This is a genomic window from Hymenobacter nitidus (genome assembly GCF_020447315.1).
In the GTDB taxonomy this organism is placed as follows: domain Bacteria; phylum Bacteroidota; class Bacteroidia; order Cytophagales; family Hymenobacteraceae; genus Hymenobacter; species Hymenobacter nitidus.
Genome location: NZ_JAJADQ010000014.1, coordinates 68,288 through 84,417, shown reverse-complemented (window position 1 = coordinate 84,417; position 16,130 = coordinate 68,288). Strand labels below are relative to the sequence as shown.

The 16,130-nt window shown below is 57.1% G+C and carries 16 protein-coding genes; 5 read left to right on the top strand and 11 right to left on the bottom strand.

Annotation, left to right across the window (positions count from 1 at the left end):
- Window positions 1-125: 125 nt before the first annotated feature.
- From LGH70_RS21315 to pdhA, 4 genes are all read right to left on the bottom strand, one after another.
- Window positions 126-509: a TraR/DksA family transcriptional regulator gene (locus LGH70_RS21315; protein WP_135465508.1), complete on the bottom strand. Its 384-nt coding sequence runs from the start codon at window positions 507-509 to the stop codon at window positions 126-128.
- A 246-nt stretch (window positions 510-755) separates the two neighbouring features.
- Entirely contained in the window at window positions 756-1,232 is a 477-nt protein-coding gene (gene ribH, locus LGH70_RS21310) for a 6,7-dimethyl-8-ribityllumazine synthase (RefSeq protein ID WP_226189840.1), read from the bottom strand.
- 95 nt (window positions 1,233-1,327) lie between these two features.
- Entirely contained in the window at window positions 1,328-2,104 is a 777-nt protein-coding gene (locus LGH70_RS21305) for a tetratricopeptide repeat protein (RefSeq protein WP_226189838.1), read from the bottom strand.
- 54 nt (window positions 2,105-2,158) lie between these two features.
- Entirely contained in the window at window positions 2,159-3,121 is a 963-nt protein-coding gene (pdhA, locus tag LGH70_RS21300; RefSeq protein WP_226189931.1) for a pyruvate dehydrogenase (acetyl-transferring) E1 component subunit alpha, read from the bottom strand.
- A gap of 275 nt (window positions 3,122-3,396) precedes the next feature.
- Here pdhA and recF point away from each other — a divergent pair, with 275 nt between their 5' ends.
- From recF to LGH70_RS21285, 3 genes are all read left to right on the top strand, one after another.
- The gene (recF, locus tag LGH70_RS21295; RefSeq protein WP_226189836.1) at window positions 3,397-4,506 is read left to right on the top strand and encodes a DNA replication/repair protein RecF; all 1,110 of its coding nucleotides are present in this window, start codon (window positions 3,397-3,399) and stop codon (window positions 4,504-4,506) included.
- A gap of 92 nt (window positions 4,507-4,598) precedes the next feature.
- A complete protein-coding gene (locus tag LGH70_RS21290) occupies window positions 4,599-4,916 on the top strand; it encodes a DciA family protein (protein ID WP_226189834.1) in 318 nt (105 codons plus the stop codon).
- A gap of 290 nt (window positions 4,917-5,206) precedes the next feature.
- Window positions 5,207-5,704 carry an acyl-CoA thioesterase gene (locus LGH70_RS21285; RefSeq protein ID WP_226189832.1) on the top strand — a complete coding sequence of 166 codons (498 nt, stop codon included), beginning with the start codon at window positions 5,207-5,209 and terminating at the stop codon, window positions 5,702-5,704.
- 102 nt (window positions 5,705-5,806) lie between these two features.
- On the opposite strand, the gene LGH70_RS21280 is transcribed toward LGH70_RS21285, so the two are convergent.
- Both LGH70_RS21280 and LGH70_RS21275 read right to left on the bottom strand, forming a co-directional pair.
- Entirely contained in the window at window positions 5,807-6,193 is a 387-nt protein-coding gene (locus LGH70_RS21280) for a helix-turn-helix domain-containing protein (protein ID WP_226189831.1), read from the bottom strand.
- Window positions 6,194-6,553: 360 nt separating this feature from the next.
- Window positions 6,554-7,399 carry a glycerophosphodiester phosphodiesterase family protein gene (locus LGH70_RS21275; protein WP_226189830.1) on the bottom strand — a complete coding sequence of 282 codons (846 nt, stop codon included), beginning with the start codon at window positions 7,397-7,399 and terminating at the stop codon, window positions 6,554-6,556.
- Between the two features lie 218 nt (window positions 7,400-7,617).
- Between LGH70_RS21275 and LGH70_RS21270 the strand changes: the two genes are divergently transcribed.
- Window positions 7,618-8,241 (top strand): DUF2939 domain-containing protein, encoded by a 624-nt coding sequence (locus LGH70_RS21270; protein WP_226189829.1) that lies wholly within the window; start codon window positions 7,618-7,620, stop codon window positions 8,239-8,241.
- A 75-nt stretch (window positions 8,242-8,316) separates the two neighbouring features.
- On the opposite strand, the gene LGH70_RS21265 is transcribed toward LGH70_RS21270, so the two are convergent.
- The 3 genes from LGH70_RS21265 to LGH70_RS21255 all read right to left on the bottom strand — a co-directional run bounded on the left by LGH70_RS21265 (window position 8,317) and on the right by LGH70_RS21255 (window position 10,457).
- Window positions 8,317-8,586: a PLD nuclease N-terminal domain-containing protein gene (locus tag LGH70_RS21265; RefSeq protein WP_226189828.1), complete on the bottom strand. Its 270-nt coding sequence runs from the start codon at window positions 8,584-8,586 to the stop codon at window positions 8,317-8,319.
- Between the two features lie 114 nt (window positions 8,587-8,700).
- A complete protein-coding gene (locus LGH70_RS21260; RefSeq protein WP_226189827.1) occupies window positions 8,701-9,345 on the bottom strand; it encodes a rhomboid family intramembrane serine protease in 645 nt (214 codons plus the stop codon).
- 140 nt (window positions 9,346-9,485) lie between these two features.
- Window positions 9,486-10,457, bottom strand: coding sequence for a polyprenyl synthetase family protein (locus LGH70_RS21255; RefSeq protein WP_226189826.1), 972 nt, complete (start codon window positions 10,455-10,457; stop codon window positions 9,486-9,488).
- Window positions 10,458-10,588: 131 nt separating this feature from the next.
- Between LGH70_RS21255 and LGH70_RS21250 the strand changes: the two genes are divergently transcribed.
- Window positions 10,589-11,107, top strand: a complete 519-nt coding sequence (locus tag LGH70_RS21250; RefSeq protein ID WP_226189825.1) for a TonB family protein — start codon at window positions 10,589-10,591, stop codon at window positions 11,105-11,107.
- 87 nt (window positions 11,108-11,194) lie between these two features.
- Here the strand turns inward: LGH70_RS21250 and rnr are convergent, their stop codons facing one another.
- Window positions 11,195-13,726: a ribonuclease R gene (gene rnr, locus LGH70_RS21245; RefSeq protein WP_226189823.1), complete on the bottom strand. Its 2,532-nt coding sequence runs from the start codon at window positions 13,724-13,726 to the stop codon at window positions 11,195-11,197.
- A 401-nt stretch (window positions 13,727-14,127) separates the two neighbouring features.
- Window positions 14,128-16,026: an ABC transporter ATP-binding protein gene (locus tag LGH70_RS21240; protein WP_226189821.1), complete on the bottom strand. Its 1,899-nt coding sequence runs from the start codon at window positions 16,024-16,026 to the stop codon at window positions 14,128-14,130.
- Between the last annotated feature and the right edge of the window lie 104 nt (window positions 16,027-16,130).

The following is a 16,130-nucleotide window of genomic DNA, read 5'->3' as shown; positions in this document are numbered from 1 at the left end:
CGAGTTAAAAAGTAATAGGGAGAAGGGCTAACGAATTAGCCCAGAAAACAGTGCCCGGACCAGCGGCGCGGATGGTGAAGGCCGCCTGCCGAAAGTCCGGGCAAGGAATAAGGGAAGGAACGCGGCTAGTCGCGGCGCGCCATTTTAGCTTCGATGGAGTGCTGGGTGTGCGGTACGGCGCGCAGGCGCTCTTTCGGAATCAGCTTGCCGGTGCCGATGCACACGCCGTAGGTGCCGTTCTTAATGCGTACCAGTGCGTTTTCGAGCTGCTGAATGAACTTCATCTGGCGCGAGGCCAATTGGTTCATGCTTTCCTTTTCGGCCGTGTCAGCACCGTCTTCCAGCACTTTGGCGGAGGAGGCAGTGTTGTCGGTACCCGAATCGTTTTTACGGCTCAGTGTTTCTTTGATGAATGCTACTTCCTTGCGGGCTGCGTTGAGTTTATCTTGGATGATTTCCGCAAACTCAGCCAGTTCTTCCCTGGAATAGCGTAGGTTTTCTTCACTCATGGGGTTTCAGGGAGAGGTTAATAAATTGAATATTAAGTTCTTACCAAGCAAGGTCTTAGCAAAATCCCGGCATATCTGGCTTTTAAACAGCATCCTTTTCAAATAAGTTTGCTATTCAGCCTCCCGCAGAGGTTGGGTTCCCGGTTTTGGCGTATTCCCGCGCTATTTGGCCGCAAAGCTACGCTTTTGTCCGATAATCAGCCAGCTACGATTTTTCTTTGCCGAAAGCTCGACGCTACCGTTCGGCTAGAAGCTCAGCATGTGAATAGCCGCGGCAGCAGCTTCCACGCCTTTGTTGCCGTGCTTGCCACCCGCCCGGTCCTGCGCCTGTTCCAGCGTATTGGTCGTTACCAATCCGAAAATAATGGGTTTATTGAACTTCAGCCCGACGTTGGTCAGGCCCTGGGCCACGGCGTGGTTGATGTAGTCGTCGTGCTTGGTGTCGCCCCGGATAACCACCCCGAGGCAGATTACCGCATCTATTTCCTCGTGCTGGGCCAGAAACTGAGCCCCCAGAGTTAGTTCGAAGCTGCCTGGTACCGTGTTGCGGTAGATGTTCTCGTCTTTGGCGCCGTGCTGAATCAGGGTATCGTAGGCACCCTGGGCCAGCACATCGGTGATTTCGCGGTTCCATTCGGCTACTACAAGGCCAAAGCGCTTCTCGGAGATATCGACAAAGGTGGTAGCGGTGTAGTCGCTCAGGTTTTTCAGGGAAGTAGCCATAAGCCGGTCTTCGTTAAGTTGGGCACGTTACTATAAAATAAAGCTGCGCCCTCCTTACGGAAAAGCGCAGCTCTTATTTGTGTCTTCAGGGAAGCTTACTTACCCGTCAATCCTTCGGCGCGGGCCTTGAACTGCTTGGCTTCGGCTACTTCCTGGGCGTTCTGGTAGTCGTTCAGGATTTTGTCGTAGGCCTTCACGGCTCCGTCGTAGTCCTTGGCCATTTCGCGGGCCGCAGCTTCCTTCATCAGGTAGCCAGGGGAGAAGAACTCATTGGCGTTGTGGCTGGCGGCTTTGCTGTACAGATCAGCGGCTTCCTTGTACTTGTTGAGCTCCATGTTGGCATCGCCCAGCAGCGCGTAGGCCCGGGCCTGCACCAGCAGGTCTTTCGAGCTGAAGTCTTCCAGGTAGTCGATAGCGGCCTGGTATTGTCCCTGCTTTAGGGCGCCTACGCCAGCGTAGAAGTTGGCCAGGTTGCCGGCTTTGGTTCCACCGTACTCCGAGGCTATGGCTTCGAGGCCGTCGTACTGACCGTCGCCCTTCATGGCTTTCTTCAGCGAGTCGGCCTCCCAGTAGTTCACCGCCTGGAACATGGCCGCCTGGGCCTTGGTGTCCTGCGAGGAGCGCCAGGTGAAGTAAGCAAAAGCACCAACTACGGCTACGACCAGCACCGTCAGCAAGCCCAGCAGGATACCTTTCTTGCGACGCAGGAAATCTTCGGTGTCGGCTAGGCGGGCAGCCAAAGCATCCGGGTCTTCGAGCATGGGGTGCGCCGTTACCAGGTCACCTTCGAGCGGCTGGTTCGGGTCCGCCGGAACGGGAGTCTGCTGCGGACGATTCTGCGGGCTATTGCGCGTGTAGGGAATCTTAGACATTACTAGGCTTTCAAAAAGGGCGGCCGGACAGCCGGGTAAAACTCCGCTTCGACGTTAGTCGCGGATGTATGGGTAATCCTGCTGTACGTAGACGTCTTTGTACAGCTCGTCGGCAGTGGGGAAAGGCGAATTCTCGGCAAACTCGACCGACTCCAGCACCTGCGCTTTTATCTTCTCGTCGATAGCCGCCAGCTCCTCTTCCGTCGCCATGTTATGGGTCAGGATGGTGTGGCGTACCGATTCGATAGCATCACGCGAACGGTAATCTTCCAGTTCCTCTTTCGTACGATATTTAGCCGGGTCGCTCATCGAGTGACCTTTGTAGCGGTAGGTTTTGAACTCCAGGAACGTGGGGCCTTCCCCGGCGCGGGCGCGCTCGGCGGCCCGGGCCACAGCGTCGTGAATGTCTTCCACGTTCATGCCGTTGACGGGTTCGGAGGGCATGTCGTAGCCGCGGCCGATGTGGTAGAGCTCCGTTACGTTGGAGGTGCGCTGCACTGAAGTACCCATGGCGTAGCCGTTGTTCTCAACCACGAAGATGACGGGCAGCTTCCACAGCATCGCCATGTTGAAGGCCTCGTGCAGGGCACCCTGCCGAACCGCGCCATCGCCCATGTAGCAGATGCAGAGCTTGCCGGTTTTGTTGTACTTCTCAGCAAAGGCCAGGCCGGCACCCATTGGTACCTGCCCGCCCACGATGCCGTGGCCACCGACGAAGTTCACTTCCTTGTCGAACATGTGCATGGAGCCACCCTTGCCTTTCGAGCAGCCGGTAGCTTTAGCATACAGCTCGGCCATGATAGCATTGGGCGAGGTGCCCAGGGCCAGCGGGTGCGCATGGTCGCGGTAGGCGGTAATCCATTTGTCACCTTTTTCCAGGGCCGATACGGCACCAGCGACGCAGGCTTCCTGACCAATATAGAGGTGGCAGAAACCCTTAATCTTCTGTTGACCGTAGAGCTGACCAGCCTTCTCCTCAAACTTGCGCATGAGCTGCATCTGCTCATACCAAGCCATGTAGGTTTCCTTGGGAAATTGCGGCTCAGCAGGCGACGTAGCCCGGGGAGCATTGCTCTCGGGCTGCTGATCGTGCGTCGGCGGCAATACTGGGTCGGGTTGCTTCACCGTACCGGTGGCACCGTCTGCCTTAGGGGTGGTCTTCTTGCTCGACGATTTTTTCGCCGAATTGGAAGCGCTTGGGGTAGCCTTTACTTTCGTCTCCGCCATCGTACTCTCGGTTGTTCGCGTTTGGGATGCGAAAGTACGTAAAAGGATTGCAATTCCGAACCTGAATGATTCTTGAAACACTACATCTGCTGTTCTTCAAAAACTATGATGAAGCGACGCTGCAGCTCTCGCCTCATATCAATTGCTTTATCGGCGACAACGGCAGCGGCAAGACCAACCTGCTCGATGCTATCCATTACTTGGCATTAACCAAAAGCGCTTTTACCACATCTGACGCCCAGAGCATTAAGCAGGGCGAAGAGTTCTTCGTGGTGAAGGGCCGGTTTTGCACTCCTCCCGACGATGTGCGCGAAACCATACAGTGCAGCCTACGTGCCGGGCAGAAGAAGGCCGTGACACGCAACAAGCAAGCCTACGAGCGTATCTCCGACCACATCGGCCGTTTCCCAGTGGTGCTCATCTCTCCGTACGACACTGACCTTATCCGACAGGGCAGCGAGGAGCGGCGGCGCTATTTCGACAGCCTGATTTCGCAGCTCAACCATGAGTACTTGGAGTTGCTCATTCAGTACAACCACATTCTGCGGCAGCGCAACGCCCTACTCAAGCAGGCCGCCGACCGCCAAGGCTACGACCGGGACTACCTGTTAGCATTAGATGAGCAGCTGGCCCCCGTGGGCACGCAGCTCGTGCAGCTGCGGCAGCAGTTCCTAGCCGACTTCACTCCTATCTTTCAGCGCCACTATCAGCAGCTAGCCGACAGCCGGGAGCAGGTAACCTTAGACTATAAGAGTCAGCTACCCGGCGCTGACTTTGGCCATCTGCTACGCACCTTCGAGCGCAAAGACCTGGCCCTCCAACGCACTACCGTCGGGCCTCACAAGGACGACTTTGTATTCCTAATGGATGAGGTATCGGTGAAGAACTACGGCTCGCAGGGACAGCAAAAATCGTACGCTATTGCACTCAAGCTGGCTCAGTTTGAAATAGCGGCAACGCGCAAGCAACACAAGCCCATCCTGTTGCTCGACGACATTTTCGACCGGCTGGATGAGAAGCGAATCACCCGCCTGCTGCAGCTAGTAGCCGACCAGACCTTCGGCCAAGTTTTCCTGACCGACACTCACCTTGAGCGTACCGACCGGGCACTGGCCAACCTTTCCGAACAGATCAGCCGGTTTCGGGTAGAAAATGGCAAAGTGACGGCGCTTTAGCTGCCGTCTCCCCTACCTTTGTAGCTGGTTGCAATCAAGCTTTCCGTGACTCCGGCAAGCTCATCAGTTCGCGCGTATTATATAGCTTGATTTTGAAAAAGTATAACTCGCCCGAAAATTCCCGCAAAGCTGATATCCTGACTTTGCAGGAGGGAATTACCGCCCTGCTGAAAGCTTACCGGATTCAGGGCAAGCTGAACGAAACGATGGTTGTTTCCAGTTGGGAGCGAATTATGGGCAAGGCCGTGGCCCTAAAAACTCAGGAAGTCTACATCAGCCAGGGCAAGCTGTTTGTCCGGCTCAGCTCAGCCCCGCTCAAGCACGAGCTGGTAATGGCCAAGACCCGGGTACTCGACCTGATAAATGCCGAGGTTGGGGAAAAGGTCATAAAGGAGGTCGTCTTTTTATAGGCAGCTTCTGCTTCCTGAGGTGTAGCTTCCACGCCGCTATTTTTCCAGGCCAGCGTTGCTGCTGCGGCTTGCTTTTCCTTTGTTGTATTGCTTACCTAAGGCTCCGCAGGATGTGGGGCCTTTCTTGTTTCGTCCCATTCATCTTGGGAGAACACCTGGGGCTACCTGACAGCTCCGGTTCCAGCACTTTGTTCACTTCACTTTCCCTCTCACCCATTACTCCCATGCCCGATTCCCTCAAGCCCGAATTCAGACCTGTTTCTTACTCACGTGTCACGTTGACTGAGTTGATGATTCCCTCCTATGCCAACTTCGGTGGCAAAATTCACGGCGGCATTCTGCTCTCACTGATGGACAAAGTAGCCTACGCTGCTGCCTCCAAGCATGCCGGCAACTACTGCGTCACGGTCAGTGTAGACGGAGTCAATTTTCTGCAGCCCGTCGAGGTAGGCGAGTTGGTGTCACTACTAGCCTCGGTGAACTACGTTGGACGCACCTCGCTACTCGTAGGCATTAAAGTCATTGCGGAGGATGTTCGCACCGGCACCGTGAAGCATACTAACACTTGCTACTTCACCATGGTTGCCAAGGACGACGATGGACGACCAACCACGGTTCCCGGCCTGACTTTGGAAACTCCCGAAGACAGCCGCCGCTTTCTGGAATCCATAAAACGCCGTGAGTTTCGGGAGCGTCACAAAGCTGAGTTTGACAATGCCCTGTCGGCGCTGGCGGTGCACCAGGACATGCATCTGCTCCAGCAGGAACGGTGTCAAATAGCTTACTGATTCTGGCCTGAATCCGGCCTGCTTTGTTCAATAATTCGTCTCGTTGTTATACAGCCGACCTACTGCAGGAATGACAAAAATGTTTCACGTGGAACATTTTTGTCATTTAGGGCCATACACCTTCATGAGGAGCTCATTGTAGGCTTCCAATAGCGCTATATACTTAGTTTGTAACGCCATAAGCTGTTTTACAGGATCATTATCCGGCTGCTGTAACGCATTTACACGACCTGTAACAACTGCAGCAGGCGTTACAGTTACAGTTGTCGCAACAAAAGGTAAAACACCTTGCTGTAAAGAGGTAAAATCGTTCGAAAAATCATGTCCGATAATTTCACCCACTCGCTTTACAAAAGCGTAATCCAGATTATCGTCTTTGAATTTACGGTAGATAGTAGGACGGGTAATACCAAGCTCCTCCACGATGCGGGTAATCGAAATACCGCTGTTTTTAATGGCTTCTTGAAGGATTTCGCCTTGGTGTGGCATAGTGGGCAGGTTGTAATAAGGACAGGCTGTAAAGATGCCAAAAGTGTTTCACTGAAACAAATCAAACGTGTAAATACAACTACTCGTTACGCGTGTAACAATGATACAAGATGTTAAATGTAACACGAAACAAATTACGCTTTTACATATACATGTTACACGCACAATCTATTACACCGTATCATCATGTGTAACTATTTACTCTGTAACACTATCTCGCAGGTTACTTCCTTTGATGGCTTGGCAAACGCAAAACCTATAATAGACGCCATCGGGCCGTGTTTATTACAGAATGTGGCCCGTGTAACGGCAGTAGCCGAGCAGAAATGAAATGTTCTTACTCGGCGCAGGACCCGCACGCTATTCGTCCAGCACCGCCAAGAGTACGTCTGGGTAGTCGGTTGTGATACCTGTTACACCGCTCTGAATAAGGCTGCGCATCATGTTGGCACCGTTCACAGTCCAGGGAACGAGCTGCATTCCGTGGGCATGTACGGCTTGCAGCAGGCTAGCGGTAAGCAGGGGATAATTGGGGCCGAAGACCTGCGGAATGAAGCCAAGCTCGTCCAGATGCTCAGTTAAGGGCCGGGCATCTTCTACTAGCAGGCACAGCCGGATGAGCGGCGCTACCAGCCGGGCGACACGCAGAATCCGGGGGTCGAAAGAAAGCAGCGTGGCCCGGCCCAGCACCTGCTCCTCCCCTAGCACGGCCAGCACCAGCGGAACAAATACCGTAGGATCAGGATGAAAGATACCGTCACCGCCGGGCTCGGTTTTTAGTTCAATGCTGTAGCGGAGTGGCGCCCGATTCAGGTGGATGGCCTGGGCCTCAACTGAGCGTAGCACATCCCTTAACAAGGGCTTGGAAGCCGCCAGATTTTGTTGCCGGGGAAAGCGTGGGTGGGGAGTCAGCCCGCAGTCAAACCGCTGAATCTCGTCGTATGAAAGCTGGAAGAGATTGTAGCGCAGCTCCTGCTCAGGCGGAATGGGCTTTCCGGAAGGAAGCCGGCATATAGCGGCCGAAAACCACGGCTCGTGCGAAACCACTACCTGCCCATCGGCGGAAATAACAACATCCATTTCCAGCACATCAACGCCAAGAGCCACCGCATGCTGGAACGCGGGCAAGGTATTCTCGGGAAAAAGCCCCCGGCAGCCACGGTGCCCGTGAACTTCGGGGCGCGTAAGAGCAGAATAAGTAGCCATAGCGTAACGTACGCAGGACCCGGCGTCAAGGCGAAAGCACGGCTGTAGTAACGCCCTAGGGCAAGAGAGCAGGCGCCCCCAGAAAGAAGCAGCCTGGAGCGCAACAAGGCTTTATCCGACTCAAAAGCCGCCAGTGCAGGCCCACGCACGACGCACACTGGAATAGGCCGCAAAACCAATAGTTTTGTGGTCCAAACTCTACCTATTCTTCCCCTCGTATGAAAAAGATTGTTTTGCTGTTGCTGCTGGCCGTACTGGGCGTTGGCGGTTATCTGTACTACCGTAGCCTCACTACCGGCCCTGAGTACTCCTTGATGCAGGCGGCTAAAGCCACGCAGGACCACGATATGACAGCCTTTGAGCGCTACGTGGATGTGAACAGCGTGACGGGCAGCCTCGTTGACCAGGTGACGGCGCAAAGCTCGGTGCTGGGCATGCTTAACCCCGGCTCGTTTGCTTTCAAAGGTGCTCTGCGCCTGCTGAAGCCCCAACTGGCCAAGGCCGCGCACAAAGAAGTGCAGAACTACGTGGAGACGGGTTCGTTGGAAGCCGCCGCAGCCGCTCAGCCCGAACGGGTAGTAAAGGTCTCACTGGCCGGCCTGGCTAGCAAAGTGGTCAGCACCGATAGCAAGTTTAAAGACATCAAGTACGTGAACGAGCAGAACGGCCAGGCACTGGTGGGCATCGAGATAACCCAGCCCAAGTACGATACCACGATGGTGATAGAAGTGAAGATGCAGGACCAGGGCGACCACTGGCAGGTGAAGGAAATCACGAACACCGGCGACCTGCTGAAACACGTAGCGCGCATGGAAAAAGACCGGCTGCTAAAACGCGACTAGCGCAGTCTTGCCTGTTAAAAGAAAAGCCCCGCCACAGAATTGTGACGGGGCTTTTTTTATGGGTTGAGCGGGGAGCTATTTACGCCCCGAAAAGAGGAAGTAGATAATAGAGCCACCGAAGGGGAAGAACCAGATGATAAGTCCCCAGATGATTTTTTTGCCGATGGACCAGTCCTGCTTGATGAGGCTGATGACGGCCAGCACAGCCAGGATCAGGTAGGCAATTCCGAAAATCGTGAGCGAACCGTCGGACCGGCGCCCGGAGCAGCTGGAGAGCAACGAAACGAAAGTCAGCAGAAGGGCGGTAACCGGCAGACGGTTGGCGAGGGCAGCAATCTTATTCATGTGGAGTCAGGTGTAGGAAGAGTGGAGGAAGAATATGCCGCTCTTTACGCACGAGTCCGGGAATGGATATAATCCGAACTATTCTATATATTCAACAACCTGATTATCAGTTAATTAAAATACAAAACGTTGGATTTCGCTCCAAAAATGAGGCGCTGCTTCCGGTAAGAATATGAGCGTCAGTATGATACCGTACAAGGCGCCGTAAAAGTGAGCATCATGGTTGATGTTGTCGCCCCGGCGGCGGCCCATATAGTAGGAATAGCCTAGGTACAGGAAGCCGAAGATGAAGGGCTTGATTGGAATTAGAATGGGGAAAATGATGATGCCCTGCCCCTCGCCGCCCACGGGGTTGAAGAGGATACTGGCAAACAGTACGGCGGCCACTCCGCCCGAGGCCCCGAGGCTGCGGTAGTCAGGGTCGTTGCGGTGGCGGAAGTAGGTGGGCAGGTCGGAGATGATGATGCCGCCGAGGTAGAGGGCCAGAAACTGCAGCAGGCCTACCGTGGTGCCGCTGTTGGCTACCAATACGCCCTGCACTACCTGCCCGAAGGAGTAGAAGGCAATCATATTGAAAATAAGGTGCATCCAGTCGGCGTGCAGAAAGCCGGAGGTCAGCAGCCGGTACCACTCGCCGTGCTTACTGACCCGCACCGGGTTCAGAATCCAGCTTTCCATCAAATCCTGGTTGGACCAGGCATAGATGGAGATACCAGCGGTAAGGATTAACAGAACAATGGGGACATCAAGGTTGAGCATGGATTCGGATTAGAAAAGAGAAGAGGATTCAAAGTCGATTTTAAGGCTTCTGAGAGCCTGGCAGTGCTTAGAACGAACAAAGACCTAGCCCAAACGGCTAAGTCTTCGCAACGGGCCTAAAACCGGGCTATTTGGCAGGCTTAGCTTTCACGCTCCATCAGCTGCAACGCCAGACCACGCAATGGCTCTTTCCGGGCCGCCGCCACCTCCACCCGCTCCAGGTGCTGCAGCGCATCCTGGAAGTACTCGTTGATGAGCGCCTCGGTCTGGGCCCGGATACCCAGCTCGTCGTACACGGCCCGCACGGCCTGCACTTTGCCGTCGGCATCGGTCACGGGCTGACCAATGTGGCGGCCCAGCGTGGCGGCCTGCTCCGGACCGGCCTGCGCCTGGGCGGTAAGTAGTAAGAAGGTCTTCTTGTCGGAAACGATGTCGCCGCCGACGCGCTTACCAAAGGTGGCCGCGTCGCCGTACACGTCGAGCAGGTCGTCGCGGAGCTGGAAGGCCAGACCGATATCGGTACCGAACTGGCGCAGGTGGTCGGCGGCCTCGGCAGATGCGCCGCCCAGCAGGGCACCCAGCTCCAGGCAGAAGCCCAGCAGCACGGCCGTTTTCAGCCGGATCATATCCAGGTACTGCGCGATGCTGACCTGCTCGTCCTTCTCGAAAAGCATGTCCCACTGCTGGCCTTCGCAGACCTCAGCAGCCGTCTGGCTGAACTTGCGCAGCACGGTAGCCAGCAGCTCGGGCCGCACGTCCAGAAACAGCTCGTAGGCCCGCACCAGCATCACGTCGCCGCTGAGGATGGCCACGTTGGCATTCCATTTTTCGTGCACCGTGGGCTGGCCGCGCCGCAGCGGGGCCTGGTCCATGATGTCGTCGTGAAGCAGGGTGAAGTTGTGGAAGACCTCGGTGCCCAAAGCCGGCTTCACGACCGGGTCGAGGTCGTCGGTGAAGAGGTGGGCGCCCAGCAGCGTGAGCAGGGGCCGAATCCGTTTGCCACCCAGGGCCATGATGTAGCGGATGGGTTCGTAGAGGGCCTCGGGGGCCTCGCCGTAGCGCTGCTGCGCCAGGGCAGCAGTGATTTTATCAGAGAAGAAAGACAGATTCACAGAGCATCAAAAAGGTGCGGTGGAAAGGTACGGAAGGTGAAATTGTGAAATGGTGGGGGAGAAAGTTTTCTTGGCGCACTTCAGGAGCGGCCAAGTACGTTCTCCTATCCTACAACCTCCAGCCTCTCATTATGTCACTGTCGAGCTGTTTTAGAGCCTTGTTTTGCCTGCTGTTACTGCTACCCGAGTTGACCGCAGCTCAGACCTCCTACAACCGCTGGGAAGCCCAGTCACCGGCCCCGGTAGCCAAGCCGGCACGTCCCGCAACTGCCCCGCCGCCGACTCGCAACACTGGTGTGGTCGAACTGGAAACTATTGCTGAATCAGCAACCGAAGCGTCTGACAAGACCAGAGGTAACGTGGTAGAAATAATGCCCGAATTTCCGGGTGGCTACCCAGCGTACCGGCAGTACGTTCAGAAGAACCTGAAACGTCCCAAAGGACCGCGGGCAGCGGGCGTAGTGCTGGTCACGTTCACCGTGCTGCCATCAGGAGCCGTAACAGATGCCCACGTAGCTGCAGGCAAAGGTATCAGTCCCGCCTACGACGCTGCCGCCGTGGAGTTGATCAGCAAAGCACCAGCTTTTATGCCGGGCAAGCGAGCTGGGAAGCCAGCAGCTATTGAGGTAAAGCTACCCGTGGAGTTCTGAAAATCGGATGCGGCCAGAAGCAGAAAGCCCCGATACCATTTCTAGTATCGGGGCTTTCCAATTGTGCAATTGTGAGATCTTCGCAGTCTACCGCCGGCGCTTGTCGCCACCGCCGCTGCGGCCGCCACCTTTGCCGCCGGGGCCACGGCCACCGCCGGGCTTCTCGTTGCGGGGGCCTCGGCTGCGGTCCGAACGATCATTGCCGCGGCTGTGGCGGCGCTCGTCCTTCTCGCGGCTTTTCTCGTGGTCGGGACGGTTATCCACCACTTCGAAGTCAATGGTGCGGTCGAGCAGGTTGGCGGCTTTCACGATTACCTGGATTTCGTCGCCGAACTGGATGATCTTCTTGTTGCGCTGCCCGATGAGACGGTAGTTGTCCTTATCGAGCTCGTAGAAGTCGCCGGGCAAGTCGCTCAGGCGGATCATGCCTTCGCACTTGTTCTCCTCGATTTCCACGTACAGGCCCCACTCGGTGAGGCCCGACACGACGCCCTTGAACTGTTCGCCAATCACGTCGGCCATGAACTCGACCTGCTTGTACTTGATGCTGGCGCGCTCGGCATTGGCGGCCAGCTTCTCGCGCTCGGAGGAGTGCTTGCACTCTTCCTCCACGGGCTCGGTCTTCACGTTTTTGCCACCTTGCAGATAGTGCTCCAGCAGGCGGTGGGCCATCATGTCGGGGTAGCGGCGGATGGGCGAAGTGAAGTGCGAGTAGTGCTCGAAGGCCAGGCCGAAGTGGCCCAGTGGCTCGGTGCTGTACTTGGCCTTCGACATGGTGCGCACGGCCAGCGTCTGGATGACGTTCTGCTCGGGCCGGCCCACCACTTCCATCGACAAATCGTTGAGCTCGGTGCTCAGCTTTTTGGGGTTGCTCAGGTCCAGAGTGTGACCAAACTTCTGGGCGAAGAGGGCAAAGTTCTGGAGCCGGTCGGCGTCGGGCGCATCGTGGGTGCGGTACACCATCGTGAAGCGCGGGTTGGTTTTCTTGAGCTTGAACACGAACTCGGCCACCTTGCGGTTGGCCATGAGCATGAACTCCTCAATCATCTTGTGAGCATCCTTGCGCTCCTTCACGTACACGCCCAGCGGCTTGCCGTTCTCGTCGAGGCGGAACTTCACTTCCTGGGTTTCGAAGCTGATGGCGCCCTTACGAAACCGCTCGGCGCAGATCTTCTTGGCTATGTCGTTCATCAGCACGATTTCGGCCGCGTACTCGCCTTCGCCGCTTTCGATCCGCTCCTGAGCCTCCTCATAAGAGAAGCGGCGGTCGGAGTGAATGATGGTTTTGCCAAACCACGAATCGTAGAGCTTGCCCTTCTCATCGAGCTCAAACACGGCCGAGAAGGTGAGCTTGTCCTCGTGGGGGCGCAGCGAGCAGACGCCATTCGAGAGCCGTTCGGGCAGCATCGGAATCACCCGGTCGACCAGGTAGACCGAGGTGGCGCGGTGCTTGGCTTCCTTCTCCAGCATGGTGCCGGGCGTCACGTAGTGGGTCACGTCGGCAATGTGCACCCCAATTTCCCAGTGGCCGTTTTCCAGCTTCTGAATGCTGAGGGCATCGTCGAAGTCCTTAGCGTCGGCGGGGTCAATGGTGAAGGTGGTGATGGGACGGAAGTCGCGGCGCTTGGCAATTTCCTCCTCCGGAATCCGGTCCGGAATGGCTTCGGACTCCTCCTCCACGTCGGCGGGGAATTCGAAGGGCAGGCCGAATTCGGCCATGATGGCGTTAATCTCGGCCTCGTTCTGGCCGGCGGGGCCAAAGCTGCGCACGATTTCGCCCACCGGCTGGCGGCTGCTGTCCTCGGGCCACTCGGTGATGCTGACCAGCACCTTCTCGCCGTCGTTGGCGCCGTTCAGTGCTTCGTAGGGTACGAACACATCGAAGTAGAGCTTGCGGTGGTCGGGCGACACGAAGCCGAAGCCGCCCTGCAGCTTGAGCTGGCCCACGATTTCGGTTTTCACCCGGTTCACCACTTCCACCACGTCGCCCACCGGGCGGCCGTCGCGCTGGCCGCGCAGGCGGATGCGGACCGTGTCGCCCTGCATGGCAAACTTAAGGCGGTCGGTGAAGACGCGCACATCAGTTTCGCTTTCCTCCGAGATGATGAAAGCATACTGGCTGGTGGCCAGGGCCACGGTTCCGGTAATGGTGTCATTGCCCGGCTGGCCCCGCTCCCGGTACTGGGGCGCGGCGGGCTGACCGTCGCCGGGCTCGTCGAAGCCCTGGGTGCGGCGGCGGCGCACGATGGGGTCGTTGCCGAACTCGGCTTCGACGGGGCGGCCACCTTTCACGAAGGTTTTGCCGTGGTCTTTGCGCTCACTGGCCAGGGGCTGCACCTTCAGAGCTTCCGCGTCGGTGAGGCGGTAGTCATCATTTTGGAGCAGGGTCAGCTGGCCGGCGTTCTTGAGGGCTTTGAGGTGAGCAAACACGTCTTCGCGCTGCTCCTTGGTGGTCACGCCCAGGCGGCGTGAGAGTTGACGATAGGAAAATACTTTACCGGGGTTATCGGCAAAAATGCGGTACACCAGGTTTTTGGTTACTGGGGCTGGCTCACTTTTCGGAGCGCGGGAGGCTTTCGCGGAAGCGCGGGGAGCCTCGGATTCGTCTTTTTTCTTCATTAGAAAACAAGGGTGCCGCCAGTGGTTTTCGGTTTCGCAGGCGGCGCAGATAAATGGAAATTACGCCGGACTCAGTAGCCCGGCGCGGGGTTGATTAGGAGTTGAACGCGGCCCACGCGGCCGGGTTATAGTCGCGGCGCAAAATGGCGGGTCGCGGGGTTTGAGGGATAATACGGAATAAATTCGAGAAGAACTATATGCGGAATGTTATGGAATGATGACAGGGCTGATATGGTAGCGGTTAAGGATTTGGGAGACTATAGATAAGTGCTGTCATTCTTCATCTGACGTACGCAGAGCGAAGGACCTTATGGGATACGAACGGCAAGCGTTGTCACGACTCGTGCTAGCGTGATAAGGTCCTTCGCGGGGCTCAGGATGAGAAGGGAATGGATGTTTAACTACGCTTCCACGGCCCGGCGGGCTACGGCGGCACGGATGTCGCTGGGCTCGTCTTTGGGAATGGCAGCCAGCAGCTGTTTGGTGTACTCGTGCTGGGGGTTGGCGTAGACCTCGGCGGCGGGGCCGCTTTCCACGATCCGACCCTGACTCATGACCAGGAGTCGGTCGGACATGAAGCGGGCCACCGACAAGTCGTGGGTAATGAACAGGTAGGTGATGCCGAAGTCGCGCTTGAGCTGGTTGAGCAGATTCAGCACCTGGGCCTGCACCGACACGTCGAGGGCTGATACCGACTCGTCGCAGACGATGCACTTGGGTTGCAGAGCCAAGGCGCGGGCAATGCAGATGCGTTGGCGCTGCCCACCCGAGAATTCGTGCGGATAGCGCAGGTAATGCTCTTCCTTGAGGCCCACAGTACGCAGCAGCTCCAGCACCCGGGCCTTTTGCTCCTGCTTTGTGCCGCCCACGTTATGCACGCGCATCGGCTCCAGAATGGCTTCGCCCACCGTCATCATGGGGTTCAACGCCGCGTAGGGGTCCTGAAAAACCATCTGGAATTCCTTGCGCCGTCTGCGCAGTTCGCCGGCGGGCAAGGCCGCCAGATCCGTGTCTTCGAACAGAATGCGGCCGGCCGTTGGTTCCACCAGGCGCAAAAGAGCCCGACCCAGCGTGGTTTTGCCGCAGCCCGACTCGCCCACCAGTCCCACGGTTTCGCCCCGGAAGATGTCGAAGCTGACCCCATCCACGGCCCGCACAAACTCGGGTTTGCTGAACCAGCCCTTGCGAATGGGGAAGTGGACGTTCAGGTTTTCTACCCGCAGCAGCACCGGCTGTGGGCTGCCGGCAGGTACCCGGGCCGCCTCAGCAGCCAACCTTGGATTGAGCACCTTCCCTTGCGTTTCACCGGCCAAAACTGCCTCATTTTGTTCCACGGGGAACGTTTTGGTGGTTTCAAGAGAAATGTTATCAGAGGTAGCAGTTACGGCAATTGTTGAGCTTTCCGACGTGGAACGGGTGAATTTTTCCACGAGGTTGCCCGCGGCGTCCTCCGTCATGAAATCGGCCACCACGGGCAGCCACTGCCGGCCTACGGAAAGTTTGGGCCGACAGGCCAGCAAACCTTTCGTGTAGGGATGCTGGGGGTTGGTGAAGATGTCGAGCACCGAACCCTGCTCTACTACCCAGCCGCGGTACATGACCAGAATCCGGTCGGCAATTTCGGCCACCACGCCCAAATCGTGGGTGATGAAGAGCACGGCGGTGTTGTGCTGGCGGCGCAGCTCGTCGATGAGCTGCAGCATGCGGGCCTGCACAGTTACGTCGAGGGCGGTGGTGGGCTCGTCGGCAATGAGGATGGCCGGGTTGCAGGCCATGGCCATGGCAATCATCACGCGCTGCTTCTGGCCGCCACTGATTTCGTGGGGGTAGCTGGTCAGGATTTTCTCGGGGCGGGGCAGCTGGGCCATGCGAAACAGCTCCACGGTGCGGGCCTCAGCTTCCTTCTGCGTTAGTGTGGTGTGCAGGCGCAGGGCTTCCACCACCTGACTGCCGCAGGTATACACCGGATTCAGGGACGTCATCGGCTCCTGAAAAATCATACTGATGTCGTTGCCGCGCACTTTTTGCAGCTGCTGATCCGAAAGCTGCAGCAAATCCACTTCGCCCAGGGCCTCAGAATGAAACTGTGCCGTGCCCGAGGCAATGCGGCCGGGCGGCAGCGGAATCAGACCCATCAGGGCCAATGAGGTTACCGACTTGCCCGAGCCGGATTCGCCCACGATGGCCACGGTTTCGCCCCGGTGCAGGTCGAACGATACGTCCTGCACAGCCCGCACGTCGCCGCGGTGGGAACGAAAGTCGATGGTCAGGTTGCGGACGGAAAGAATGGGCTCGGGCACGGGAAACGGGAAATTCGGGACGACAATCGGTAAAGATAGGCAGGCGGGCCGTAGCTTGCCGGCCGGGGCTTACGTAAGGCCTAATAAGCCCTCCATCACACCCA

Coding starts and splice junctions, on each gene's coding strand:
- LGH70_RS21315 (WP_135465508.1), bottom strand. CDS start 509: ATGAGTGAAGAAAACCTACGCTATTCCAGGGAAGAACTGGCTGAGTTT.
- ribH (WP_226189840.1), bottom strand. CDS start 1,232: ATGGCTACTTCCCTGAAAAACCTGAGCGACTACACCGCTACCACCTTT.
- LGH70_RS21305 (WP_226189838.1), bottom strand. CDS start 2,104: ATGTCTAAGATTCCCTACACGCGCAATAGCCCGCAGAATCGTCCGCAG.
- pdhA (WP_226189931.1), bottom strand. CDS start 3,121: ATGGCTTGGTATGAGCAGATGCAGCTCATGCGCAAGTTTGAGGAGAAG.
- recF (WP_226189836.1), top strand. CDS start 3,397: ATGATTCTTGAAACACTACATCTGCTGTTCTTCAAAAACTATGATGAA.
- LGH70_RS21285 (WP_226189832.1), top strand. CDS start 5,207: ATGATTCCCTCCTATGCCAACTTCGGTGGCAAAATTCACGGCGGCATT.
- LGH70_RS21280 (WP_226189831.1), bottom strand. CDS start 6,193: ATGCCACACCAAGGCGAAATCCTTCAAGAAGCCATTAAAAACAGCGGT.
- LGH70_RS21275 (WP_226189830.1), bottom strand. CDS start 7,399: ATGGCTACTTATTCTGCTCTTACGCGCCCCGAAGTTCACGGGCACCGT.
- LGH70_RS21270 (WP_226189829.1), top strand. CDS start 7,618: ATGAAAAAGATTGTTTTGCTGTTGCTGCTGGCCGTACTGGGCGTTGGC.
- LGH70_RS21265 (WP_226189828.1), bottom strand. CDS start 8,586: ATGAATAAGATTGCTGCCCTCGCCAACCGTCTGCCGGTTACCGCCCTT.
- LGH70_RS21260 (WP_226189827.1), bottom strand. CDS start 9,345: ATGCTCAACCTTGATGTCCCCATTGTTCTGTTAATCCTTACCGCTGGT.
- LGH70_RS21250 (WP_226189825.1), top strand. CDS start 10,589: ATGTCACTGTCGAGCTGTTTTAGAGCCTTGTTTTGCCTGCTGTTACTG.
- rnr (WP_226189823.1), bottom strand. CDS start 13,726: ATGAAGAAAAAAGACGAATCCGAGGCTCCCCGCGCTTCCGCGAAAGCC.